Genomic DNA, 24,262 nt, shown 5'->3' on the forward strand with positions numbered 1-24,262 from the left:
CCTGCTGGGGCCGGGCCTGGTTACGGCTGGCCAGTGTATGCAGACCGGAGGGGGTCTCCTCGGTCAGCGGCCCGCAGCAGGCCCCGGGCGCCCTCTGCGCCCTTTTCGGTTCCTTCCGTGTCAGCGGCCCTGGAGTTTGGCCGAACTGGTCCGGGCCGTGCCGAGCTTCTTGTAGAGACGTGCTCCGGGGCATTCGGTTGCGAAACCGTCCCGGTGGCCGGAAATGACGTTGAGTTTGACCTGCCTGCCCTTCTTGTACTTGTTGCTCCCGCCGGAGACCAGGGTGACCTTGCCCTTCGGGTTGGCCTTGAAGAGGCCGAGCTTCCAGGCGGTGAGCTTCGCGACGGCGTTGACCGCCGCGGAGGGCGGGTTGGAGCTGCTGTAGGTCCCGAGCACCACGACGCCCATGGTGTTGGTGTTGAAGCCGAGGGTGTGCGCGCCCATGACGGCCTTCGTCACGCCGCCGGCCCGGCCCTCGTAGATGTTTCCGCACTTGTCGACGGCGAAGTTGTAGCCGATGTCGCGCCAGCCGTTGCTCTTGACGTGGTACCGGTAGATGCCGCGCAGCACCGAGGCCGACTGGGAGCAGCTGTAGTTGTTGCCGGTGGCGCTGTGGTGGACGAAGGCCGCCTTGACGGTCTTGGTGTAGGCGAAGGCGCGTTCGCGGATCTTCTCGTCGGCGCCCCAGCCCTTGCGGGTGATGATGCGCGGCCGGGGTCCGATGTACGGCTTGGCGCCCGGCGCGTAGCCGGCGGCCGCGTCGGTCGCGGACCTGCTCAGGGCGGGGAGCGCAGTGGCGCCCTGCGGTGCGGCGCGGCCGGCGCCGGCCGCGCCGGTGGCGGGGAGCTCCTGCGGGTCCTTGCCGGGGTCGACGAGTTCGAGGTGCAGCCCGGCGGGCAGCGGTACGGAGGCGTCCCGGGTGCCGGAGGTCTCGGGGTTCACCCGGACCTCGACCCCGTCGGAGGCGCCGACCCAGAGCGGGGCGGTGGAGCCGCGGACGGCGCCCGACTCGCGTTCGGGGGTGCCGGGGTCGGCGGAGTGCTCGGCGTTGTGCGTCTCCAGGTCCTGCCAGCCGGACCAGCGGCCGGTGCCGGTGGAGCGGGTGCGGACCTGGGCGGTGCCGTGGAGTTCGGCGTTCACGTCGTCCCAGACGACGCCGACCATGGAGAACGCGTGGACGTCGCGCTCGCTCAGCCCTTGTCCGGCGGCGGGTTCACCGGTGGCCCGCGCGGAGGCGGTGGACAGGGGGGACAGGGCCAGCGACTGCGTCGAACCCGGCAGCGCGGCGGGTTCGGACGCCTCGGCGGGCACGGAGCCCGTGGCAGTCGAGTGGGCGGGGGTGTCGGGGGCGGCGCCCGCGGGCGCGGCGAGCGGCAGCAGGAGGGCTGCCGCGGAGGTGACACCAATGGCGGATGCAATGAAGGCACGCATACAGATGATCCTTCACATAAACCGACAACTCCGGCGACCGGTGTTTCTTCGGGCATGTGACGGCCCGTCTGCCGAACCGGTGTACGAGGCACCCGCGGTACCCGCCCGGTCCCGCCACCGCCACGTACTCTTGCGCGGATGAACGCCAGCGACCGCACCCCTGCCGACCTGCTGCGTTCCGCGCTCGCCGCGGACCCGGCCCGCCCCATGGTCACTTTCTACGACGACGCCACCGGAGAACGCGTCGAACTGTCGGTGGCCACCTTCGCCAATTGGGTGGCCAAGACCGCCAACCTGCTCCAGGGCGATCTCGCCGTCGAGCCCGGTGACCGGATCGCGCTGCTGCTCCCCGCGCACTGGCAGTCCGCGGTCTGGCTGCTCGCCTGCTCCTCGGTCGGCGTCGTCGCCGAGGTGCAGGGCGACCCGGCGTCCGCCGACCTCGTCGTCACCGGACCGGACACGCTGGAGGCCGCGCGGGCCTGCCGCGGTGAGCGGATGGCGCTGGCGCTGCGCCCGATGGGCGGCCGGTTCCCGCAGCCGCCCGAGGGCTTCGCGGACTACGCGGTGGAGGTGCCGGGCCAGGGCGACCGGTTCGCGCCGTTCGCCCCGGTGGACCCGGACGCCCCGGCGCTGACCGTGGGCGATGTCGCCCTCAGCTCGGCGCAGCTGGTCGCGCGGGCCCGCGAGGACGGCGCCGCGCTGGGCCTGGGCGCCGGATCGCGGCTGCTCTCGGGGCGTACGTACGACACCTGGGACGGCCTCAGCGCCGGGCTCTTCGCGCCGCTGGCGACCGGGGGTTCGGTGGTCCTGTGCCGGCACCTCGGGGAGCTGGGCGAGGACGGGCTGGCGCAGCGCGTCGAGAGCGAGCGGGTCACTCTGACCGTGTGACAGGGGCCCGCGCGGCGGCGCTCCGCGTGACAGCGGGGCGCCGCGGTACGACAAGCGGTCCGTGGACCACCCGTCCGGCCCATCGTGGGCCGAGCCCTCCGGGCGATGCGTCAACTCCGGTACATGATCTGCGGTACAGACCACTCAAGGCACAACCAAGCGTGAGGTTCAGCCGTCTACTTCTGCAACCGGCGGCCCATCGCGCCGCCGAACGTGAAGGATGGACGCAGACGTGACCGAAAGTGCCGGCACTCCGGCCGACCCCGACGACTCGGCCGCGGGCGAGGACCAGACGCCGGACGGGTCGCCCGGTGCGGAGCGCGGCGAGAAGCCCGCGCCGGAAACCGCCTCGGTGGACACCCCGAAGGACACCCCGGAAATCGCCTCGAAGGACGCCCCGGAGGACACCCCTGCGAGCGCTCCCGGGAGCGCCCCCGGCGGCGAGACGCGCAGCGGCTCGGGAGCCGGGTCCGGCAACGGGTCCGGCAGCAGCGCCGGCAGCGGATCTTCCGGCGGGGCACCGCCCCCGGGCCCGGGGCCGGGTCCGACCCTCGACATCACCGTCAAGCGCAAGCGGCACTGGCTGCGTTGGACCGCGCTCGGGGCCTCGTTCGTCGTCCTCGTCGCCGCGGGCGCCGGCTGGTGGCTGTACAAGAAGCTCGACGGCAACATCAAGACGGACACCTCCGCCGCCGCCGAACTCAAGACGTACGAGAAGGAGCGCCCCGCGTCCGTCGTCCATGACGCGGAGAACATCCTCCTCATCGGCTCCGACAGCCGGGCCGGGGACAACCGCAAGTACGGCCGCGACGACGGCGGCAGCCAGCGCTCGGACACCACGATCCTGCTGCACCTGGCCGCGAACCGGAAAAGCGCCACCGCGATGTCCATCCCGCGCGACCTGATGGCGGACATCCCGACCTGCCACAAGTCGGACAAAACTTCCAGCAACCCGCAATTCTCCCAGTTCAACTGGGCTTTCGAGCTCGGTGGAACCGCCTGCACCATCCGTACCGTCGAGAAGATGACCGGCATCCGCATCGACCACTACATGGTCGTCGACTTCAACGGCTTCAAGGACATGGTCGACGCGGTGAACGGCGTGGAGATCTGCCTCAAGGAACCGATCAACGACACCGCGGCCCACCTCAAGCTCCCGGCGGGCCGCCAGAAGCTCGACGGCGAGCAGGCCCTGGGGTACGTACGGGTCCGCAAGTCGATCGGCGACGGCAGCGACACCGAACGGATGGACCGCCAGCAGCAGTTCCTGGGCGCGCTCGTCAACAAGGTGCAGAGCAACGGCGTCCTGCTCAATCCGACCCGGCTCTACCCGGTGCTGGACGCGGCGACGAAGGCGCTCACCACGGACCCGGGGCTGGACACCCTGAAGGATCTCTACGAGCTGGTACGCGGCATGCGCAACGTACCGACCGACAAGGTTCAGTTCCTGACCGTCCCCCGGCAGCCTTACGCCGCGAACCGGAACCGGGACGAACTCGTACAACCCGATGCGGGCAAGCTCTTCAAACAACTGCGCGACGACAAGCCGCTCGCGGTGGTTCCGGCAGATCAGCTCAACGGCGACGACGGCAAGGACACCGGACACGGGGAGGCTTCGGAACATTCACAGGATGAAGACAGCGACAGCCGGTCCGGCGACGGGGCAACGGACGGGGAATCGGGTGCTACAGGCGCTCCGGGCCCCAGCCCCACACCCACCTATTCGGGTAACAACGCGGCGACCGACCTGTGTAAGCAGTAAAGCAATTACCAAGCGGACATCAACGTTCGGCGTGCAATGGGAAGAATGCCCGGTTGTAAGGGCCGTGGAATGTGTCACGCTCATCGCTCGGCGCCGAACCGGACGGATAGTGTGACGCGATCCGGTTACTTCCGGCCCTCGGGCCGAGCGCTTCCGGAGTGAAAGATTGAGCGCCTTATCGGGGGAGGCGCCTCGCGTGGCACCGACGGAGGACTCAAGCAACCGTGGATGCACAAGGCCGTGGGCGGGCGGAAAATATCGATCCCGCAGACCAATGGGTCCTCAACCCGGACACCGGCGACTACGAACTGCGACTGAACCAATCCGGAGGGGATTCGGGCGGCGGCCCGAGCACTTCGGCCCCGCGTGGCTCCCGGCGCAGGGACGCCGTCCAGGAGGACGGCGCCCGGCGGCGGAACTCCCCGCGCGACGGTGCCGGACGTGGTGCCGGCCCCAGCCGTGAGGTGCCCAGACAGGGCGGTCGCCGTTCGGCCCGCGGCCAGGAGGGACCGGGTTCGGGCGCGTCCCCGTCCGCGAACGAGAGCACCGGCCGCCGCAAGCGCAAGGCCCCGAAGGCCCGCCGCAAGAAGGCGCTGATCTGGACGGGCGGCGTGATGGCGTTCCTGCTCGTCGGTGTCTCGGCCGGCGGTTACCTGCTGTACCAGCACTTCAACGGCAATCTGAACACCGTGGACATCGGCGACGCCGGCAACAAGGACGTGGCCACGGCCAACGCGCCCCTGAACATATTGGTCATCGGTACGGACAAGCGCACCGGCAAGGGCAACGAGGGCTACGGCGACAAGGGCAGTACCGGCCACGCCGATACCAACATCCTGTTCCACGTCTCCAAGGACCGCACCAACGCCACGGCGCTGAGCATCCCCCGCGACCTCATCACCGACATCCCGGACTGCACGCTGCGGCAGCCGGACGGCAGCGACAAGATCATTCCGGGCACGCAGAACATCCGGTTCAACGTCAGCCTCGGCCAGGAGGGCCGTGACCCGGGCTGCACGATGAACACCGTCAAGGAGATCACCGGCCTGAAGGTCGACCACTTCATGATGGTCGACTTCAACGCGGTCAAGGAGCTGTCCACGGCGGTCGGCGGCGTGAAGGTCTGCCTCGCGAAGCCCGTCAAGGACGCGGACTCCCACCTGGACCTGCCGGCCGGCGAGAGCACGATCGAGGGCGAGGACGCGCTGGCGTTCGTACGGACCCGGCACAGCTTCGCCAACGGGAGCGACCTGGACCGGATCAAGGTCCAGCAGCAGTTCATCGGCTCGATGATCCGGCAGATGAAGTCGGACGACACACTGACCAGCCCGTCGAAGCTGTTCAAGCTGGCGGACGCGGCGACGAAGGCCCTGACGGTCGACAAGGCCATCGGCTCGGTGCCGAAGCTGACCACGCTCGCCAAGGAACTCACCAAGATCGACACGAAGAACATCTCGTTCGTCACGGTCCCGGTGATCGACAACCCGGCCGAGCCCAAGCCGATCACGGTGGTCGTGGACCCGGTGAAGGCGCCCCAGCTGTTCTCGATGATGCGCAAGGACACCTCACTGACCGAGGTGGCCGCGCAGAAGAAGGCCGCGAAGAGCAAGCAGGACGCCCTCCTCAAGGGCACCAAGGCCGCCGCCGCCGACGTCCGCGTCGATGTCTACAACGGTGGCAAGATCGCCGGCGGGGCTCAGCAGACCGTCACCTGGCTGCAGAACACCAAGGGCGTCCTGAAGTCCACGAACAAGGCCAACGCCCCGGCGAAGACCGCGAAGACGACGCTGGAGTACGCGCCGAACCAGGCGGACCAGGCCCGTGCCCTCGCCGCGATGATGGGGCTCCCCGGATCGGCGCTCAAGAAGGGCACCACCGATGCCGAGGGCCTGCAGGCGATGGTGCTGACGCTCGGCGCGGACTTCGAGGGTGCGGGCACCCCGATCACCGGGCCGGCCAAGATCGACATTCCGAAAGCCAGTGCCGACAAGGCAGAGTGCGCCAAGTGACACCCGGTCACTGCGCCGTACCGCGAGTCTGAGCAGCAGGGGGGTCCGGTGGGACGGAGCAGCACGCCAGGGGAGGGAACGCGACCACGGGTCCGGCATGCCGGTCAACTCGGCTGGGACGACGGCCTCTACGAGGACGACAAGGCCGGCGCCCAGGCGCCGGACGGGAGCGGGGACGGAGACGGGGACGCCGCCCGCCGCGGCGCGAGCCACGGCGGCGGCCGGCGCGGCCGCCCCCGCCGGGGCGGGAAGGGGAAGAAGAGCCGAATACTGCGCTGGACGGCCCTCGCGCTCGCGGTGCTGATACTCGGCACCGCCGCGGCCGGCTATCTCTGGTACGAGCACCTCAACGGCAACCTCCGCAAGGGTCACCGCAGCGCGGGCAACAACGCGGCGAAGAAGACCGCGCCGAACGCCGCCGGCCAGACCCCGCTGAACATCCTGATGATCGGGTCCGACAGCCGCAACACCAAGGCGAACCTCAAGCTCGGCGGCTCGAAGTCGAGCGTCGGCGCATCTCCGCTCGCCGATGTGCAGATGCTGCTCCATGTGTCGGCCGACCGGAAGAACGCCTCGGTCGTCAGCATCCCGCGCGACACCCGGGTGGACATCCCGGCCTGCGAGGACCCCGACAACGGCAGGAAGTACCCGGCCACCAACACACTCATCAACGAGACGCTCGGCCGCGGCGGCCCCGGCTGCACGCTGGACACCTGGGAGAAGCTCACCGGGGTCTACATCGACCACTGGATGATGGTCGACTTCGCGGGCGTGGTGGACATGGCGGACGCGGTGGGCGGCGCGGACGTGTGTGTGAAGCAGAACGTCAACGACGTGCCCAAGCCCAACGTGCCCGGTGGCTCCGGCCTGAGGCTGACGGCCGGCACGCACAAGGTCAAGGGGAAGCAGGCCCTCCAGTGGCTGCGCACCCGGCACGCCTTCGAGAGCGACTTCGGCCGCTCCAAGGCCCAGCACATGTACATGAACTCCGTCATCCGTGAGCTGAAGGACCAGGACGCGTTCTCGGACACGGGACGGCTGACGAGTCTCGCCGAGACCGCGACCAAGTCGCTCCAGGTCTCCGAGGAGATCGGTACGGTGAAGAAGCTGTTCGGCCTCGGCATGCAGCTCAAGGGCGTGCCGATGGAAAAGATGAACATGCTGACCATGCCGAGGATCACCGACGACCAGGACGAGAACCACGTACTCCCGAAGCCGGGCGCCGCGGACAAGCTCTGGGCGCTGATCCGCGACGACCAGTCGCTCGACCCGAAGGACCGGGCCAAGAACAAGAAGAAGGAGACCGGTCCGGCCGCCGGCGCTCCCGCGTCGATCGGCGTGAGCGTCGTCAACGGGACGGCGGCCGACGGCCAGGCACCCACCGGCAACCGTGCCGGTGGCGTCCGGGACCTGCTGCGGGCCAAGGGCTTCACCGAGGCGGCCACCTCGACCGATCCCGGATCGGCGCTGACGACCGAGCTGACCTATCCGAAGAGCTCCGGCGCCCAGGGCAGGTCGGACGCGCTCTCCATCGCCAAGGCGATGTCGATGCCGTCCAGCGTCGTCAAGGAGGCGCCGGACGGGGACACGCTGACGCTCACGGTCGGCTCGGACTGGCGGACGGGGACCACGTTCCCGAAGGCCGCGAAGGACGACAGCGACCCGCTGGAGGGCACCGAGGCCGTCAACGGCGCCAAGGCGGGCTGCATGGACGTGTACTGGCCGTACCGCCAGATGTAGCCGCGTCCCTGAACGCGTGAAGAGGGGGATGCCCGGTTCGCACCGGGCATCCCCCTCTTCATGTCCTCGCGCTCGGCGCTTCGCGCGGGTCAGGCCACCGGGGTGCCCGTGCCCGGCTCGCTGACCGCCGGGCGGCGACTGGCGATGACCTTCCTCGCCAGCGAGCGCGGGCTGGTCAGGAAGCCGTACCCCCACGACATGTGCATGGTGGCCAGCGCCACCGGGATCAGCGCCCGCGCCTTCAGCGGCAGTCCCCGGCCGGCCGGCAGCGATCCGGCGACGATGGCCGCGACGTACCCGGCCGGGACGAGCAGCGCCCACGGCGTGACGGCGGCGCCGACGACGATGCCCGCCGCGATGGCGACGACGGCGGTCGGCGGTGCCAGGTAGCGCAGGTTGATCGAGCCGGAGTGGTAGCGGGCGACGACGTGGCGCCAGCGGCCGTAGTCCTTGTACTGCTTGGCGAGCGCCCGGACGGAGGGGCGGGGGCGGTACTGCACCCGCAGCTCGGGCGAGAACCAGATCAGGCCGCCGGCCTCGCGGATGCGGAAGTTCAGCTCCCAGTCCTGGGCGCGGATGAACTCGATGTTGTACCCGTCGGCCCTCTCCAGGGCCTCGCGGCGGAAGACGCCCAGGAACACGGTCTCGGCCGGTCCCGCCTGGCCGCCGGTGTGGAAGGCCGCGTTGCCGACACCGATCTTCGACGTCATGGCCGCGGCGACGGCGTCCTCCCAGGCGTTCTCGCCCTCGGCCTGCATGATGCCGCCGACGTTCTGCGCGCCCGTCTCCTCCAGGAGCCGGACGGCGGTCGCGATGTAGTTCGGCGAGAGCATGCCGTGGCCGTCGACGCGCACCACGACGGGGTGGCTGGACGCCTTGATCGCGGCGTTGAGCGCGGCGGGGGTACGGCCGGTCGGGTTCGGCACGGTGTGGACCCGGGGGTCCTCCGCGACCAGTTCGGCGGCGATCTCGTCGGTGCGGTCCGTGGACGGGCCGAGCGCGATCACCACCTCCATCTCACCGGAGTACTCCTGCTCCAGGATGTGCCGGACGGAGTTCCTGAGATGGCGCTCCTCATTGAGCACCGGCATGATCACGGAGACGGCGGGGTGCTGCGCGGCAGACATGTGGTCCTCGGGGGGTCCTCGGGGGCGCCGGGGGTCCGAACCCCACCAGGCGGCGTCATTCGGCCGCCACGTTACCGCGTATGGGGGAACCCGGTGCGCGCCGCCGGGTCGCGGGCCGGGATGCAGATCGTATGGGCCTACCGTGCGACAGGTCCCCCTTGCACCGCGGAGGTGTCCCCCCGTGCCCACGCCGCACCGCTCCCCCCGTCCGCCGCGGCCCCGCGCTGCTCCCCCGCAGCCCGGCCGGCCCAGAAAGCAGGACGAGAGGCCGCGCTGGGGCATGCGGATGGCGACCGGGCTGTCCGTACTGGTCCTCGGTGCCGGTGGCATCGGTCATGCACTCGTGACCGATCTGGAGACCGGGATCGACCGGATCGACCCCTTCAAGGACATGAAGAACCGGCCCGCGGGCGGTCACGGCATGAATCTGCTGCTGGTCGGCACCGACGGCCGCGACAAGATCACCAAAGAGGAGAGGGAGAAGTACCGGCTGGGCGGTGCGCCCTGCCACTGCACCGACACGGTCATGCTGGTGCACCTGTCCGCGGACAAGGAGCGCGCCAGCATCGTCAGCCTGCCGCGCGACAGCTACGCCGAGATCCCCGAGCACCGGGACCAGACCACCGGCGAGGAGCACGCGGCCCACCCGGTGAAGCTGAACGCCGCCTACGCGGAGGGCGGGCCCGGTCTGACCGTGCGGACCGTCGAGCACATGACGGGCGTCAAGGTCGACCACTACCTGGAGGTCGACTTCACCAGCTTCATGACGACGGTGGACACCCTGGGCGGGGTGAAGATCTGCACCACCCGGCCGATGAAGGACTCGTACACCGGTCTCGACCTCGCGGCGGGCACCCACGAGCTGAACGGTGGCGAGGCGCTCCAGTACGTACGCTCCCGGCACATCGACGGCGCCGCCGACCTGGGCCGGATGCAGCGCCAGCAGAAGTTCCTCGCCTCGCTGATCAAGCAGACGACCAGCAGCGGGGTGCTGCTGAACCCGGTGAAGTTCCGCGAGGTCGCCTCGACGATGCTGAAGTCGGTACGGGCGGACAAGGGCTTCGGTACGCAGCAGATGCTGGACCTCGGCCAGGCGATGCGGGGCTTCTCCGCCGCCTCGTCCGAATTCGCCTCGGTGCCGATGGGCGATGTCGCCTACCAGGTGAAGGGCATCGGCTCGACGGTGAAATGGGACCCGGAGAAGTCGAAGGAGCTGTTCCGGGCGCTGCGCGAGGACACGCCGCTCGCGGTGAAGCGGCCCGGGGAGCCGCCCGCGAAGCAGGTGGACGTGCCGCCGCAGGAGATCAGGGTCCAGGTCTACAACGGGACCCCGAAGGACGGACTCGGCGGCACGGTCGACACCGCGCTGCACGGCACCGGCTTCGACACCACCAAGGACCCGCTCAACGGGGAGCAGCGCGATCTCAAGCACACCCTGGTCACGTACGACCCGCGCTGGAACCGGTCCGCGAAGTCACTGGCGGCGGCGCTGCCGGGGGCGGAGCTGAAGGCGGTGCAGGGCCAGGGCGCCACGATGAAGGTGATCGCGGGCGCGGACTACACCGCGGTGGCGCGGGTCCGGGCCGAGCAGTCCGATCCGGGGAGGTTCGGCGCGGTGACGGGCGACGAGGTGGTCTGCCCGTAGGCGGCGGGGCCGGGAGCGCCACAGCCCCGGCCCTCAGCTCTCGGGCCGCAGGCCGCAGCTCTCAGTCCTCGATGCCGTCGGCGGCGCGCTTCTCGCGCAGTTCCCTGATCGCGCGGCGCCGGGCCAGCCGGTGCGTACGGCGGATCTGCGCCTCCTGGTAGCGCCGGTTGTCGCGTTCGGTCTCCGGGATCACCGGGGGTACGGCGCGCGGGCGGCCGTCCGCGTCGACCGCGGCGAACACCAGGTACGCGCTGCCCACCTGCTGGGCCGGGGTCGACTCGTTCCACCGCTCGGCCATGACCCGGACGCCGACCTCCATCGAGGAGCGGCCGGTCCAGTTCACCTGGGCGCGGACGTGAACGAGGTCACCGACGCGGACCGGCTCCAGGAAGACCATCTCGTCCATCGAGGCCGTCACCGCGGGACCGCCGGAGTGCCGGCCGGCCACCGCGCCCGCCGCGTCGTCGACCAGCTTCATGATCACGCCGCCGTGCACCGTACCCAGCAGATTGGTGTCGCTGCCGGTCATGATGTGGCTGAGGGTGGTCCGGGAGGCCGCGGTCGGCTTGCCCGGAATGTCGCCCTCCGGGCGCGGGGCCTGATCTGTCATGCCCTCCACCTTATGCGGGGGCTTCCGGCCCGTCGCAATGCATCAGCTTCGCAACAGCCCAGGTCCGATTTCACTTACACCCTGTAATAGCAGTGGTCCGGGACTGCACACTGGGTCGCATGAACGAATGGCCCGAGGGCCGGAACGACGACAACCGCGGCGGCAACCGCTACGGGCAGGGAAGCGCGAGCGACCGGCCCGAGAGCGCCCGCGCGATGCCGCACGTCCAGCGCCCCGTCCCGTCCCAGCAGCCCGCCCCGCCGCAGCAGCGCCCCGGACCGTCGCGGCAGGTACCGCAGCAGTCCAGCGGCTACGACGACGGCTCGCAGTACGACAGCGGCTACAACACGGGCCAGGTCTACGGCGGCGGCAACGGCGGCGGCCGGGGTGGCGGTCAGGGCGGCGGGCCGGGTGACGGCGGATACGTCCAGGGCCGCCCGTCGGCCGCGCCGAACTGGCGCCGCCGGATCAAGATCGGCGCACTGGCCCTGGTGGTCGTGGTGCTCGCCGTCTCCATCGGGACGTACTTCTGGGCCGACTCCAAGCTGAAGCGCGACGTCGATCTCTCCAAGGTCATCGAGCGGCCGAAGGGCGGCGACGGCACGAACTACCTGATCGTCGGCTCCGACAGCCGCGAGGGCATGTCCGCCGAGGACAAGAAGAAGCTTCACACCGGTTCCGCCGAGGGCAAGCGGACCGACTCGATGATGATCCTGCACGACGGCGGCAACGGCCCGACGCTGGTCTCGCTGCCGCGTGACTCGAACGTCGAGATCCCGTCGTACAAGGGCTCGGACTCGGGCAAGCTCTACCCGGCTCGCGGCCGCTTCACCAAGCTGAACGCCGCCTACGCCGAGGACGGCCCCGAACTCCTCGTTCGTACCGTCGAGTTCAACACCGGCCTGCACATCGACCACTACGTCGAGATCGGCTTCGGCGGCTTCGCCAAGATCGTGGACGCGATCGGCGGGGTGGAGCTCGACATCCCCAAGGCGTTCAAGGACAAGAACTCCGGCGCGGACTTCAAAGCCGGCAAGCAGACGCTGAACGGCGAGCAGTCCCTCGCCTTCGTCCGGACCCGGTACGCCTTCGCGGGCAGCGACCTGGACCGGACGAAGAACCAGCAGAAGTTCCTCGCGGCGCTGGCGAGCCAGACGGCGACGCCGTCGACGATCCTCAACCCGTTCAAGCTGTACCCGACGATGGGCGCCGGCCTGGACACCCTCGTCGTCGACGAGGACATGTCGCTCTGGTCCCTGGGCCAGATGTTCTTCGCCATGAAGGGCGTCACGGGCGGCGACGGCACGTCGATGAACATGCCGATCTCCGGCTCCACCGGCGGCAACCTGGTCTGGGACAAGGCCAAGGTCAAGCAGTTGGTCGAGCAGCTCAACAACGACGAGAAGGTCACCGTCTCCGACAAATGACGGCGGCCACCGACAGGGCCCGGACGGTTCGCCGTCCGGGCCCTGTCGCATGCTCCCCCCTGCCTGCCCGCGCTCCGGGAGGCGCCGCCGCTACACCCGCCCGTGCGCCAGCAGTGCGCGGTGCGGCAGCACCAACTCCCCCTCTTCCGAGGTGAACTCCTCGCACAGCACGTCGTACTCGCGCCGCGCCGCCGCCACGCCCTCCGGTCCCCGGCTGTTGATCAGCTGTCCGATCGCGGCGACACCGGCCGCGGGCCCGGCCCACCAGTCCTCCGGGTCCGCGCGGTGGTCCCAGGACAGCGACTCGCTCCGCACGTCCCCGAGCCCGGCCCCGGCCAGCAGGGCACTCAACCCGTCAGGGGTCCGGGGGAAGTTGTGCTCCTCGTCGACCGTGGCCAGCCAGGCGGGACGGGTCAGTCCGGCAGCCTCCGCGGCCCGTCCGACCAGGCCCTGCCCGGAGCCGCCGGGTGCCTGCCAGATGGTGACGGCGACCCGGCCGCCGGGGCGGGTGATCCGGCGCAGCTCGACGAGCGCGTCCAGCGGGCGGCCCACGTGGTTGAGCACGAAGTTCGCCGCGACCGCGTCGAACTCCCCGTCGGGGTAAGGCAGCTGGGGCAGCGAACCGGTACGGACCTCGACGCCGGGCGCCGCCCGCCGGGTGGCCGCGGCCATGCCGGGCTCGGCGTCCACGGCCCGAACGACCGCGCCCCGGCCGACGGCGGCGACCGTCACACTGCCGCTGCCGCACCCCACGTCGAGCAGCCGGGTCCCGCGGTCCACGGCGGCGGCGTCCAGCAGGGCGGGCACCGTACGGGCGCAGAGGCGGGCGAAGGTCCGGGCGTAGCTCTCGGCCCGCCCGTCCCAGACCCGCCGCTCACTCACGTCGAAAGCGGTCATGTGACACCTCCGGTCGGGCCTTGCGGCTCCGCTTCGTCCAGGTCCTCGTAGAGCGCGTCCAGAATCCGCCCCGTGGGCCGGCCCTCCGGCGACAGTTCGGCCAGGCACCAGCCGGGCAGCCTCGCCTCGGTCTCGGGCGGGAGATCGCCGTCCGCCGGGTCGGCCAGCCCGTAGAGCAGGCCGAACGCGGTCTCCTTCGCGATCTCGCGGGCTATCTCGCCCAGTTCGCCGGGGGTCAGCCCGAGCCGCAGCGCCCGGTCCACGGCCCCGCCCGCCAGTCCGCCCTTGCGGTAGGCCTCGACCCAGTCGGGCGCTGCCGTGCTCCAGGCGTCGATGTCCTGCCAGACCATGCGCAGGAACCGGTACCGGGCCAGCTGAGGAATGTTCTCCTCGGCCTCCGACTCGGCCCAGCCCGCCGCGTCGTCGGCGCCCAGAGCCTCGAACAGGCCGGTCAGCTCGGGCAGCTCGTCGATGTCCGTCATGGAAAGGGAAGGTACGCCACCGGCCCCGGCACGGCGGAACCACTACCGCCCCGGGTCTTACGTTCGGACCGGACGGCGTTCGCCCTGTCTGCCAGACTGTTCGAGTGATCGTCGAGTTCGCCGGAAGGCAACGGGGGCCGGCGGTACTCGGCGCCCTGATGCTCGCCGCCTTCACGTTCAACACCGCGGAGAACCTGCCGATCGGCCTCCTGGAGCTCATCGCCGAGGGCCTGCACGTGTCCCTGCCGTCGGTCGGCTACCTGGTCACCGGCTACGGCGTGACGGTCGCCGTCGCGTCCTTGCCGCTGGCCCACTTCACACGGGCGATGCCCCGACGCCACGTGCTCACGGCCCTGTTGACCGCACTGGTCGTGTCCAGCCTGGTCGCGGCACTGGCCGGCTCCTACTGGCTGCTGCTCGGGGCCCGGCTGCTGACGGCGCTCGCCCAGGCGCTGTTCTGGGCGGTGATGGGGCCGGTCGCGGTGGGGCTGTTCCGGCCCGGTATCCGTGGGCGGGTGATCGGGGCGCTGTCCGTCGCCGGTTCGCTCGCCCTCGTGCTCGGGGTGCCCGTCGGCACCTGGCTGGGCCGGCAGAGCGGCTGGCCGGTGCCGGTCGCGGGGGTGGCGGGGCTGGGGTTCGTCTCCCTGGTGACCATCGCCGTGCTGCTGCCGACCTCGCGCCCGGAGGAGGGACACGCCGCGTACGGCACCCGCCCCGACGCCCGCCGCTTCGGCACCGTACTGGCGGCCGGGGTCCTCTCCGCCACCGGCGCGTTCGCGGGATACACGTACGTCGTGAAGTTCCTGGGCGACGTGAGCGGGTTCTCCGGGGGCGCGGTCAACGCCCTGCTCGTGGCTTTCGGCATCGCGTGCCTGGCCGGGGTGACCCTCACCGGAGCGCTGCTGGACCGCTTCCCGGGCTCCGTACTGGCCACCGCCGTCGCGACTCAGGCGGTCGGCATGCTCGGCCTGTACGCGGCCGGCGGCGATCCGGTCGCGGCGGTGGTGTTCCTGGCCCTGACCGGCGCCGCGCTCGGCCCGGTGTTCATGGCCACCCAGAACGAGATGCTGCACTGCGCCCCCGGTCGCACGGACATGGCTCTCGCGGCCAACTCCGGTGCCTACAACGCCGGCATCGCGGCGGGCGCCGCGCTCGGCGGACTGGTCCTGTCGCTGTCCGACGTACGGGGCACGTTCCTGCTGGGCGGCCTGCTGAGCGTCGCGGGCTGCGCGGTCCTGCTGGGCGAGCGGCTGGTGCCCGGTGGCGCCGCCGAGAAGTCGGGCGCGCGGGCGGGGCACCCGGGCCTGTCGGGCGCCCGTGACGGCCGGGCGTCCCGCACGGATGTCTGAACGGGGGGCCTGCCGCTTGTCAGCTGTCACCCTCTCCCCGGTGCCGCTCCCCTCCTGCCGTCCGGGCCCGTAGGGCAGCGACTTCGCCGCGCAGCTCGGTCAGTTCCCGGTGCAGTGCCTGGATGGCGACGACGGCCACTCCGTTGGCATCGGTGCAGCAGATCGTTCGGTCGTTCTCACCGACCCCGAACGCCTTCCACCAGTCCTGCGCCATGGGCCCCAGGTGGCGTACGTGCGGCGGGTCCCAGTGGTACCGCCACGTGCTGACCGGCAGCCGCACCACCTGCTCCAGCACCTGGTACCCGTTGACCGGACCGCTGCCGCACACCGCACCCGACACGGCGTCGGACGCCAGCCCGGCCGCGGAAGCGCCCTGCCGCAGGCGCCTCCTGGCCCTGACCGATGTCCTCAACCCGGCCAAGGCCCCTGTCAACCACCGGTAGTTCATCGCTCCCAGACCACCGCGGTCACCTCGGTCTTCAGCCCGCGATCCGAGAAGAGCAGGCTGCCGCCACCACCGCGGTTCTCCGGGCTGCTCACCGGCACTTGGAACAGACCGCTGCCCACCCCACTGCTGTGGGCCGTCACGCCGACCGCCCCGACCTCACGCTCCTTGTTGATCATCGTGGTGTCGTAGGCGGGGTTGCCGGCCGCCAGAATGTTCGTGTTCGCGACGGCCGGAACGCTCAACGCACCGGTACCGGTGGCCACCGTGGCCGTCAGCACCAGCAGACGGCGGGCAACGCGCTTCGTGTACATCAGGCATCCTTCCGGCCGGGACACCGAGCGCGTCCGCGACACCCCTAACGGCCCCATGCCTCAAAGGGCACGTAGGGGCAGCGCCCGCCACGGGCCCCCCTAGCCGCGGATGTTCCGGGTGAGCCACGGGCTGAGGATGCCGCGCGGGACGATTTCCTTGTACGTCTCGTCCCCGGGCAGCGGTACGACGAGCCACCGGCCGAACGGGAAGAGCCTCCCCTTCACGTAGGCCGTTCCGCCGTACACGGAGCGCAGGAAAACGGGCACGGAGTCACGGGGGACGTCGTTGAACTCCACTCCGTCGACGGTGATCCTCGCGTCGTCCTCGGGAAAGACCTGGACGGTGACGGCAGGGACGCCGCCCAGCTCGACGAACGCCTCGTGCGGGAGCGACCCGTCCGCGTCGAGCACCGCGAAGGCACCTGCCGACGTGCGGCGGGATGTCTGGTCCGCACCGATGTCGTCGGTGACGGTCATCTCCAGCCCGTACGCGCGCGCGACCTCACGGACTGCGGCGACTGCGGCCTCGGTGCTCGGCAGGTGTGTATGTCCCATGCCGTCGATCATGCCGCAGCGGGAATCAGGTCCGGGCAACGACGCCTGCACCGAGGGCGGTTCGCCCGGCGGGCGCGGTGCGCGGAGGGGGCTCCTCACCGTCGAGGCGGTCGCCGGCCGTTGACTTCACCGGTTCGCGGACAGCCAGGCTCCCAAGGAACGTGGAGAACAGGCCCAGCCCATTACCGCCCCACCCCGGCCCTCGTCACTCACACGGGTGATAAATCACAACTGGGCTGGTTTTGAGGTGGGTTGGCTGGCATATGCTCGTGGCGAAGTCCAGCGACGTCGGCGCCCACCTCGCCCAGCACACAGCCGCGTACGGCTCCTGGATGCCGGGCCATCACCCGCACGGTCTCGTAAGACCGGCCAGGTACGGCCGCACCAGCACTCGCCGCGTCACCACCACGGCCACAGCCGGAGCCGTACCCACCCTCGACCCCGAACGGACCTGCATGGTCAGCTCACCGCACGAGGCGATGCACCGCATCTTCCAGGAGTACCCGGGCCTCTTCTCCCGCGTCTCCGAAGTGCTCGGCATCGACCTCCCACCACCCACCTCGGCCACCGTCCTGCCCACCGACCTCACCGAAGCCAAACCCGTCGAACGCCGCGTCGACACCCTCCTGCGCATCGAAACAGAATCCGACGGCCCCTACCTCCTCGCCATCGAAGCCCAGGGCAAGAAGGACCGGCGCAAGACAACCAGCTGGCCCTACTACGTCAGCTACCTCCACAACCGATACGACGGCCTGCCCGTCCTCCTCCTGGTCGTCTGCCAGGACCACGCCACCGCCGAATGGGCCGCCCGCCCCCTCACCATCGGCCTCCCCCAATGGCCCACCCTCACCCTCAACCCCCTCGTCGCAGGCCCCCACAACATGCCCGTCATCACCGACATCGCCGAAGCCCGCAAAGACCTCGCACTCGCCACCCTCGCCGCCATCACACACGCCGACAATCCGGACGTCGGTGCCATACTGAAAACACTCTCCGCCGCACTACGCGAAGCACCCGAAACCATCACCGACCCCATCGTCGAACTCACCGCACAGGGCCTGGGCAACCGCCCGGCCGCACAACAGTGGAGGAACCTGGTGGCCGTGGATACCTCTTTCTACAAGTCCTTCATGTCAGAAGAAATCCGCGACGAAGGCCGGGCCGAAGGCCGGGCCGAAGGCCAGGCAAAGGGCCAGGCGGAAGGCCTGCTCCTGGTCCTTGAAGCACGCGGCATCACCCTCACCGACGAGACCCGCGAGCAGATCACCACCTGCACCGACTCCCACCTGTTGAACCAGTGGATCCAACGCGCCGCCACCGCCACCACCGCCGCGGAAGTCTTCGCGAAGTAGCCCCGGCTGGGTAACTCCGCCCACCCCGACGATTGTCGCCGCTGTCCCAGTCTTTCCCGGTCGTCCCCGGAAACGGCCGGGAGCACGGTGCACACGGACGGCCCCGGACATGTCTCGCGGCCCGGGTGGAGCGGCGGCCGGATCGTCAGGCGGAAGGGCAGGCTCGGGAGCCGGTCGCGCCCGTTGCGATCGCCTTCGAACGCCGACCGGTCAACCGTCGGTCACGGGGCCGGGCGCCGACGGCAGTCATTTGCCGAATCGCCGTTGCCGGTGCGCGTACGAGCGGATCGCGCGCAGGAAGTCCACGCGGCGGAACGCCGGCCAGTAGCAGTCCACCCAGTGCATCTCGGCGTACGCGGACTGCCAGAGCAGGAACCCCGACAGACGCTGCTCGCCGGAGGTCCGGATGATGAAGTCGGTGTGGGCGGCGGTCGGCGAGTACAGATGCCGGGAGATGTCCTCGACATCGAACCGCTCGACCAGTTCGGCCAGGTCGCCACCGGCCGCCCGGTGTTCCTCGAAGGCGCTCTTCACCGCATCGACGATCTCCCGTCGGCCGCCGTAGCCGACCGCGATATCCACCTTGAGCCCGCTGCGCCCGGCCGTCGCGGCGGTGGCCTCCTTGAGGGCCTGGGCAGTGGCGCCGGGCAGCAGGTCGAGCGATCCGATCACCTGGACTTCCCAGGGGTGGCCGACGGCCGTGATGTCCTGGATGGTCTCTTCGATGATCTCGATCAGCGGGCCGAGCTGTTCGGCGGGGCGCCCGAGGTTGTCGTCGGAGAGCATGAAGAGGGTCACACGCTCGATTCCGGCGGCCGCGCACCAGCCCAGGAACTCGGTCGCCTTCGCGCCGCCCGCCCGGTACCCCTCCCGGAGATCCGTGTGGCCCGCCTGCCGGGCCCAGCGCCGGTTGCCGTCGAGCATGATCCCGACGTGCTGCGGGCGCGGCAACCCCACGAGGGTGGCGGCCAGTCGCCGCTCGTACACCGCTTCTATCGGCCGCCGGAGGAACAGCGGGAGCAGCTTCACCGAACCAACTCCATCACGTCGCACAAAACCTTCGCGGACCATACCAGCGGCGTCTCGCGCGCTCCGCGAGCGCGTCCCCCCCGACTGCATTGCCGCACAAGCGGCTGGGCCCAGGAGGGGCTTTGGCCGGGCATCCCGCGCTCCGCGGGCGCCGGTCACACACCGCCCGGACTGCCGCCTGAGTCACGCGCACGGCCCCCGGCAAGCGCGCCGGGGGCCGTGATCACTGATCCGTGTGTCCGCCGTTACGGCAGGTTCCTCGCCATGACGATCCGCTGCACCTGGTTCGTGCCCTCGTAGATCTGGGTGATCTTCGCGTCCCGCATCATCCGCTCCACCGGGTAGTCCCGCGTGTAGCCGTAGCCGCCCAGCAGCTGGACCGCGTCCGTGGTGACCTCCATCGCGACGTCGGAGGCGAAGCACTTGGCCGCGGCGCCGAAGAAGGTGAGGTCGCTGTCGAGGCGCTCGGACTTGGCGGCGGCCGAGTAGGTGAGCTGGCGGGCCGCCTCCAGCTTCATGGCCATGTCGGCGAGCATGAACTGGATGCCCTGGAAGTCGCCGATCGGCTTGCCGAACTGCTTGCGCTCCTGGACGTAGCCCTTGGCGTAGTCCAGCGCGCCCTGGGCGACGCCGAGGGCCTGGGCGGCGATCGTGATGCGGGTGTGGTCCAGGGTCTTCATCGCGGTGGCGAAGCCGGTGCCCTCCTCGCCGATCATGCGGTCGGCGGGGATGCGGACGTTGTCGAAGTAGACCTCGCGGGTCGGGGAGCCCTTGATGCCGAGCTTCTTCTCCGGGGCGCCGAAGGAGACGCCCTCGTCCGACTTCTCGACGACGAACGCCGAGATGCCCTTGGAGCGCTTGGTCGGGTCGGTGACCGCCATGACCGTGTAGTACTCGGAGACGCCCGCGTTGGTGATCCATCGCTTCACGCCGTTGAGGACCCAGAAGTCGCCGTCGCGGACGGCCTTGGTCTTCATGCCGGCGGCGTCGGAGCCCGCGTCGGGCTCGGAGAGGGCGTAGGAGAACATCGCGTCGCCCTTGGCGAGCGGGCCCAGGTACTTCTTCTTGAGGTCCTCGGAGCCGGACAGGATCACCGGGAGCGAGCCGAGCTTGTTCACGGCCGGGATGAGGGAGGAGGAGACGCAGGCGCGGGCCACCTCCTCGATCACGATGACCGTGGCGAGCGCGTCGGCGCCGGCGCCGCCGTACTCCTCCGGTACGTGGACGGCGTGCAGGTCCGCGGCGGTCAGGGCGTCCAGCGCCTCCTGCGGGAAGCGGGCCTCCTCGTCGACCGCGGCCGCGTACGGGGCGATCTTCGCCTCGGCGAGCGCACGCACCGTCTCACGGAGCATGTCGTGCTCCTCGGCCGGACGGTACAGGTCGAAATCGGTCGAACCCGCCAAGACTCTCACTCCCCAGGATGCTAACTACCGTTAAGTAACACAATTTTAGGCGTCCGCCCCGGGAAAGGCATACGAGCTGGAGCCGTGAGCTTCGCGACAGCCGGAATGGAGCGATTCAGAGGCAGGACTATGCTCGTTCACCGCACGTCTGTCCGCATCTCACAGGAGCACTACATGGCCCTCAGGATCACTGTGATCGGCACCGGCTACCTCGGCGCCACCCATGCCGCGGCCATGGCGGAGCTGGGCTTCGAAGTGCTGGGACTGGACGTCGTGCCCGAGAAGGTCGAGCTGTTGTCGGCCGGCCGGGTCCCGATGTACGAACCGGGGCTGGAAGAGATCCTGAAGAAGCACGTCGCGGGCATCGAGGGTGCCAGCGGACGGCTGCGCTTCACCACCTCGTGGGAAGAGGTGGCCGAATTCGGTGATGTGCACTTCGTCTGCGTGAACACCCCGCAGAAGCACGGCGAGTACGCCTGCGACATGAGCTACGTGGACAGCGCCTTCGATTCGCTCGCACCCCTCCTGACCAGGCCCGCCCTGGTGGTCGGCAAGTCCACCGTGCCCGTCGGCTCCGCGGCCAGGCTCGCGGCGCGGATCGCCGAGCTCGCACCCGTGGGCGACGCGGCCGAGCTGGCGTGGAACCCGGAGTTCCTCCGCGAGGGCTTCGCCGTCAACGACACGCTGCACCCGGACCGGATCGTCGTCGGGGTGGAGAGCGAGCGGGCCGAGAAGGTGCTGCGCGAGGTGTACGCCACCCCGGTCGCGGAGGGGTCCCCGTTCGTCGTGACGGACTTCCCGACCGCCGAGCTGGTGAAGACCTCGGCCAACTCCTTCCTGGCCACCAAGATCTCCTTCATCAACGCCATGGCGGAGGTCTGCGAGGCCGCCGACGGCGACGTCGTGAAGCTGGCCGAGGCGATCGGCCACGACGAGCGGATCGGGAAGAAGTTCCTGCGGGCCGGCATCGGGTTCGGCGGCGGCTGCCTGCCCAAGGACATCCGCGCCTTCATGGCCCGCGCCGGTGAGCTGGGCGCCGACCAGGCGCTGACCTTCCTCCGCGAGGTCGACTCCATCAACATGCGGCGCCGCGGCCACATGGTGGAGCTCGCCAGGGAGGCCGTCGGCGGCGACTCCTTCCTCGGCAAGCGGGTGGGCGTCCTGGGCGCCAGCTTCAAGCCGGACTCGGACGACGTACGTGACTCACCGGCCCTGAACGTCGCCGGGCAGATCCACCTCCAGGGCGGCCAGGTGACGGTCTTCGACCCGAAGGGCATGGACAACGCCCGCCGCCTCTTCCCCACGCTCGGTTACGCGGAGACGGCCCTGGACGCGGTGCGCGGCGCCGATGTGGTGCTGCACCTGACCGAGTGGAGCGAGTTCCGCGAGCTGGACCCGGCGGTGCTGGGCGAGGCCGCCGGCCGCCGGATCATCCTGGACGGGCGCAACGCGCTGGACCCCGCGGTGTGGCGCGAGGCCGGGTGGACGTTCCGGGCGATGGGACGGCCGAAGGCCTGATCCCCCGGGGCCCGGACGTCCGGGCCCCTTCCCGGCTGCCCTCAGCCGCGCTTCGCGCGGTAGGTGCGCATCTTCGCGCGGGCACCGCACACCGACATCGAGCACCAGCGGCGGCGTCCCGCCGGGCTGCGGTCGTAGTACGCGCAGCGGCAGTCCGCCGCCTCGCACGCCTTGAGCCGGTCCCAGGTCCCGTCCGCCGACGCGGTGGCGATGGCCGCCGCGACCCGGGCGGTCAGTCCGGGTGGCTCCTCGACGGGGCGCAGCGCAGCGGCGCCCGCCGCGTCCACGGTGACGCGCAGGGGCGCGCCGGCGAGCAGCCGGTCGAGCACGGACGCCGCGCCGTCGTCGGGCGGGCGGTGGCCGGCGTGGGCCAGGCAGACGGTGCGCAGGGCCTCGCGGAGCGTGCGGGCCGCCGGGGCGTCCCGCTCGGCGAGGGCGAATTCGGCGCGCCCGTCGGCCGTGTCGAGGGTGTCGGCACCCGTCTCGACGTTCAGGGTGTTGACCAGTGCTTCGATCAGCGCGAGTCCGCCGGGGGCGGAGTCCCTCTCATTCATCGTGGTCATCCATCGGTTGTCATTCTCGGTTGCGACGTTACCCCCACTACGGGAGTATGCGGTAACGGTTACCGGTTGAGCCACTTAACGGGTAACCGACTGACCGTGTCTGCCCGAGGAGGAAACGTCATGGCTGTTGCCGTACTGGGTGCCGTCGTCCTGGACTGCCCCGATCCCGTCGCTCTGGCCGGTTTCTACGCCCGCGTGCTCGGCGGGAAGGTCGAGCGGCACGAGGACTGGGTGGATCTCACGGGAGGCACCGGCACGCCGCTCGCCTTCCAGGCCGCACCCGGCTTCGTACCGCCGCGGTGGCCGCGACCGGACGGCTCGCAGCAGTTCCACCTGGACCTGACCGTGGAGGATCTGGACGCGGCGGAGCGGGAGGTGCTGGCGCTGGGTGCGACGGTGCTCGACGCGGAGGACCGGGAGCGGACCTTCCGGGTGTACGCCGACCCGGCGGGGCACCCGTTCTGTCTCTGCGCCGGTTAGGGCGCGGCGCCGTCGGCCGGGACCGGGCGCCGCCCGGTCCCGGCCGGGCGCTCAGCCGTCCAGCTGTTCGATCGTGGCGTGCGACGGGCCGCGGCGGGCGGACAGGTCGCGGGACACGTCCTGCGCGTCGCGCAGGACCCGTACCGCGTTCTGCCAGGTGAGCCTGGCCAGGTCGGCGGCGGACCAGCCGCGGCCAAGCAATTCCGCGATCAGGTTGGGGTAGCCCGCGACGTCTTCCAGCCCCTGCGGGAGGAACGCGGTGCCGTCGTAGTCGCCGCCGATGCCGATGTGGTCGATCCCGGCGACCTCGCGCATGTGGTCGAGGTGGTCCGCGATCGTCGCGACGGTCGCCATCGGGCGGGGGTTCGCCGCCTCGAACGCGGCGTGGACCTTCATGCCCCGCTCGGTGGTGTCCAGGTGGTGCAGGCCCTGGGCGCGCATGTTCTCGTCCGCGGCCCGGGTCCAGTCGACGGCCGCCGGCAGGACGAACTTCGGTACGAAGGTCGCCATGGCGATGCCGCCGTTGGCCGGGAGCTGCGCCAGGACGTCGTCGGGGATGTTGCGCGGGTGGTCGCAGATCGCCCGCGCCGAGGAGTGCGAGAACATCACCGGCGCGGTGGACGTGCGCAGGGCGTCGCGCATCGTCGTGGCCGCGACGTGCGAGAGGTCGACCAGCATCCCGGTGCGGTTCATCTCCCGTACGACCTCGTGGCCGAAGGGCGAGAGCCCGCCGACGCCGGGTTCGTCGGTCGCCGAGTCCGCCCAGGCGATGTTGTCGTTGTGGGTCAGCGTCATGTAGCGGACGCCGAGGGTGTGCAGGGCGCGCAGGGTGCCCAGCGAGTTGTTGATGGAGTGGCCGCCCTCTGCCCCCATCAGGGAGGCGATACGGCCCTCGGCCCGTGCCGTCTCCATGTCGTCGGCCGTCAGCGCGCGGCGCAGGTCGGCGGGGTGGCGGGCCAGCAGTTCGGCGACCGCGTCGATCTGCTCCAGGGTGGCGCTGACGGCGTCCTCGCCCGCCATGTCGGACCGTACGTAGACGGACCAGAACTGCGCGCCGACGCCGCCGGCGCGCAGCCGCGGGATGTCGGTGTGCAGATGGGCCGACTGGTCGGTGGCGATGTCGCGGGCGTCCAGGTCGTAGTTGACCTGTTCGCGCAGCGCCCACGGGAGGTCGTTGTGGCCGTCGACGACGGGGTACTCCGCGAGGAGTTCCCGGGCCCGCTCCAGCTGTTCCAT

The 24,262-nt window shown here is 70.6% G+C and carries 23 protein-coding genes; 11 read left to right on the forward strand and 12 right to left on the reverse strand.

Annotated elements, in window-relative coordinates:
- Positions 1-120: 120 nt before the first annotated feature.
- A complete protein-coding gene (locus ACIQM0_RS24665; RefSeq protein WP_401290270.1) occupies positions 121-1,431 on the reverse strand; it encodes a peptidoglycan recognition protein in 1,311 nt (436 codons plus the stop codon).
- Between the two features lie 138 nt (positions 1,432-1,569).
- Between ACIQM0_RS24665 and ACIQM0_RS24670 the strand changes: the two genes are divergently transcribed.
- The 4 genes from ACIQM0_RS24670 to ACIQM0_RS24685 all read left to right on the forward strand — a co-directional run bounded on the left by ACIQM0_RS24670 (position 1,570) and on the right by ACIQM0_RS24685 (position 7,830).
- Positions 1,570-2,319, forward strand: a complete 750-nt coding sequence (locus ACIQM0_RS24670; protein WP_401290273.1) for a TIGR03089 family protein — start codon at positions 1,570-1,572, stop codon at positions 2,317-2,319.
- A 220-nt stretch (positions 2,320-2,539) separates the two neighbouring features.
- Positions 2,540-4,081 carry an LCP family protein gene (locus ACIQM0_RS24675; protein WP_401290275.1) on the forward strand — a complete coding sequence of 514 codons (1,542 nt, stop codon included), beginning with the start codon at positions 2,540-2,542 and terminating at the stop codon, positions 4,079-4,081.
- Positions 4,082-4,305: 224 nt separating this feature from the next.
- Positions 4,306-6,090 (forward strand): LCP family protein, encoded by a 1,785-nt coding sequence (locus tag ACIQM0_RS24680; RefSeq protein WP_401290278.1) that lies wholly within the window; start codon positions 4,306-4,308, stop codon positions 6,088-6,090.
- Positions 6,091-6,138: 48 nt separating this feature from the next.
- Positions 6,139-7,830, forward strand: a complete 1,692-nt coding sequence (locus ACIQM0_RS24685) for an LCP family protein (protein WP_401290280.1) — start codon at positions 6,139-6,141, stop codon at positions 7,828-7,830.
- An 89-nt stretch (positions 7,831-7,919) separates the two neighbouring features.
- Here the strand turns inward: ACIQM0_RS24685 and ACIQM0_RS24690 are convergent, their stop codons facing one another.
- On the reverse strand, positions 7,920-8,957 hold the full coding sequence (locus tag ACIQM0_RS24690) for a glycosyltransferase family 2 protein (protein WP_401290283.1): 1,038 nt from the start codon (positions 8,955-8,957) through the stop codon (positions 7,920-7,922).
- Between the two features lie 280 nt (positions 8,958-9,237).
- Between ACIQM0_RS24690 and ACIQM0_RS24695 the strand changes: the two genes are divergently transcribed.
- The gene (locus tag ACIQM0_RS24695; RefSeq protein WP_401290823.1) at positions 9,238-10,602 is read left to right on the forward strand and encodes an LCP family protein; all 1,365 of its coding nucleotides are present in this window, start codon (positions 9,238-9,240) and stop codon (positions 10,600-10,602) included.
- Between the two features lie 61 nt (positions 10,603-10,663).
- On the opposite strand, the gene ACIQM0_RS24700 is transcribed toward ACIQM0_RS24695, so the two are convergent.
- Complete coding sequence (locus tag ACIQM0_RS24700) at positions 10,664-11,212, reverse strand: acyl-CoA thioesterase (protein ID WP_124284167.1); 549 nt, start codon at positions 11,210-11,212, stop codon at positions 10,664-10,666.
- 119 nt (positions 11,213-11,331) lie between these two features.
- On the opposite strand from ACIQM0_RS24700, the gene ACIQM0_RS24705 reads away from it, so the two are divergent.
- Entirely contained in the window at positions 11,332-12,639 is a 1,308-nt protein-coding gene (locus tag ACIQM0_RS24705) for an LCP family protein (RefSeq protein WP_401290286.1), read from the forward strand.
- Positions 12,640-12,729: 90 nt separating this feature from the next.
- On the opposite strand, the gene ACIQM0_RS24710 is transcribed toward ACIQM0_RS24705, so the two are convergent.
- Positions 12,730-13,536 carry a class I SAM-dependent methyltransferase gene (locus ACIQM0_RS24710; RefSeq protein ID WP_401290289.1) on the reverse strand — a complete coding sequence of 269 codons (807 nt, stop codon included), beginning with the start codon at positions 13,534-13,536 and terminating at the stop codon, positions 12,730-12,732.
- Positions 13,533-14,018: a hypothetical protein gene (locus tag ACIQM0_RS24715; RefSeq protein WP_401290292.1), complete on the reverse strand. Its 486-nt coding sequence runs from the start codon at positions 14,016-14,018 to the stop codon at positions 13,533-13,535. The genes ACIQM0_RS24710 and ACIQM0_RS24715 overlap by 4 nt, the downstream gene beginning before the upstream one ends.
- A 158-nt stretch (positions 14,019-14,176) precedes the next feature.
- Between ACIQM0_RS24715 and ACIQM0_RS24720 the strand changes: the two genes are divergently transcribed.
- Positions 14,177-15,367 (forward strand): MFS transporter, encoded by a 1,191-nt coding sequence (locus ACIQM0_RS24720; RefSeq protein WP_401290825.1) that lies wholly within the window; start codon positions 14,177-14,179, stop codon positions 15,365-15,367.
- A gap of 19 nt (positions 15,368-15,386) precedes the next feature.
- On the opposite strand, the gene ACIQM0_RS24725 is transcribed toward ACIQM0_RS24720, so the two are convergent.
- From ACIQM0_RS24725 to ACIQM0_RS24735, 3 genes are all read right to left on the reverse strand, one after another.
- Positions 15,387-15,779: a tail fiber domain-containing protein gene (locus ACIQM0_RS24725; protein ID WP_401290295.1), complete on the reverse strand. Its 393-nt coding sequence runs from the start codon at positions 15,777-15,779 to the stop codon at positions 15,387-15,389.
- A 32-nt stretch (positions 15,780-15,811) separates the two neighbouring features.
- The gene (locus ACIQM0_RS24730) at positions 15,812-16,126 is read right to left on the reverse strand and encodes a hypothetical protein (protein WP_363031052.1); all 315 of its coding nucleotides are present in this window, start codon (positions 16,124-16,126) and stop codon (positions 15,812-15,814) included.
- Between the two features lie 99 nt (positions 16,127-16,225).
- A complete protein-coding gene (locus tag ACIQM0_RS24735; RefSeq protein WP_401290298.1) occupies positions 16,226-16,681 on the reverse strand; it encodes a hypothetical protein in 456 nt (151 codons plus the stop codon).
- On the opposite strand from ACIQM0_RS24735, the gene ACIQM0_RS24740 reads away from it, so the two are divergent.
- Together ACIQM0_RS24740 and ACIQM0_RS24745 are read left to right on the forward strand one after the other, a co-directional pair.
- Complete coding sequence (locus ACIQM0_RS24740; RefSeq protein ID WP_401290301.1) at positions 16,680-16,805, forward strand: hypothetical protein; 126 nt, start codon at positions 16,680-16,682, stop codon at positions 16,803-16,805. The genes ACIQM0_RS24735 and ACIQM0_RS24740 overlap by 2 nt on opposite strands.
- Before the next feature lie 331 nt (positions 16,806-17,136).
- A complete protein-coding gene (locus tag ACIQM0_RS24745) occupies positions 17,137-18,033 on the forward strand; it encodes a hypothetical protein (RefSeq protein WP_401290828.1) in 897 nt (298 codons plus the stop codon).
- Positions 18,034-18,279: 246 nt separating this feature from the next.
- On the opposite strand, the gene ACIQM0_RS24750 is transcribed toward ACIQM0_RS24745, so the two are convergent.
- Positions 18,280-19,062, reverse strand: coding sequence for an isoprenyl transferase (locus ACIQM0_RS24750; protein ID WP_401290303.1), 783 nt, complete (start codon positions 19,060-19,062; stop codon positions 18,280-18,282).
- Positions 19,063-19,307: 245 nt separating this feature from the next.
- Entirely contained in the window at positions 19,308-20,465 is a 1,158-nt protein-coding gene (locus ACIQM0_RS24755) for an acyl-CoA dehydrogenase (RefSeq protein ID WP_362954889.1), read from the reverse strand.
- A 174-nt stretch (positions 20,466-20,639) separates the two neighbouring features.
- Here ACIQM0_RS24755 and ACIQM0_RS24760 point away from each other — a divergent pair, with 174 nt between their 5' ends.
- Positions 20,640-21,983: a UDP-glucose dehydrogenase family protein gene (locus tag ACIQM0_RS24760; RefSeq protein ID WP_385034218.1), complete on the forward strand. Its 1,344-nt coding sequence runs from the start codon at positions 20,640-20,642 to the stop codon at positions 21,981-21,983.
- Positions 21,984-22,024: 41 nt separating this feature from the next.
- Here the strand turns inward: ACIQM0_RS24760 and ACIQM0_RS24765 are convergent, their stop codons facing one another.
- Positions 22,025-22,537 carry a CGNR zinc finger domain-containing protein gene (locus tag ACIQM0_RS24765; protein WP_401290830.1) on the reverse strand — a complete coding sequence of 171 codons (513 nt, stop codon included), beginning with the start codon at positions 22,535-22,537 and terminating at the stop codon, positions 22,025-22,027.
- Between the two features lie 129 nt (positions 22,538-22,666).
- Between ACIQM0_RS24765 and ACIQM0_RS24770 the strand changes: the two genes are divergently transcribed.
- Entirely contained in the window at positions 22,667-23,026 is a 360-nt protein-coding gene (locus tag ACIQM0_RS24770; RefSeq protein WP_401290306.1) for a VOC family protein, read from the forward strand.
- Positions 23,027-23,077: 51 nt separating this feature from the next.
- Here the strand turns inward: ACIQM0_RS24770 and ACIQM0_RS24775 are convergent, their stop codons facing one another.
- Entirely contained in the window at positions 23,078-24,262 is a 1,185-nt protein-coding gene (locus ACIQM0_RS24775) for a dipeptidase (RefSeq protein ID WP_401290309.1), read from the reverse strand.

It is taken from the genome of Streptomyces sp. NPDC091387, assembly GCF_044756945.1.
Taxonomy (GTDB): domain Bacteria; phylum Actinomycetota; class Actinomycetes; order Streptomycetales; family Streptomycetaceae; genus Streptomyces.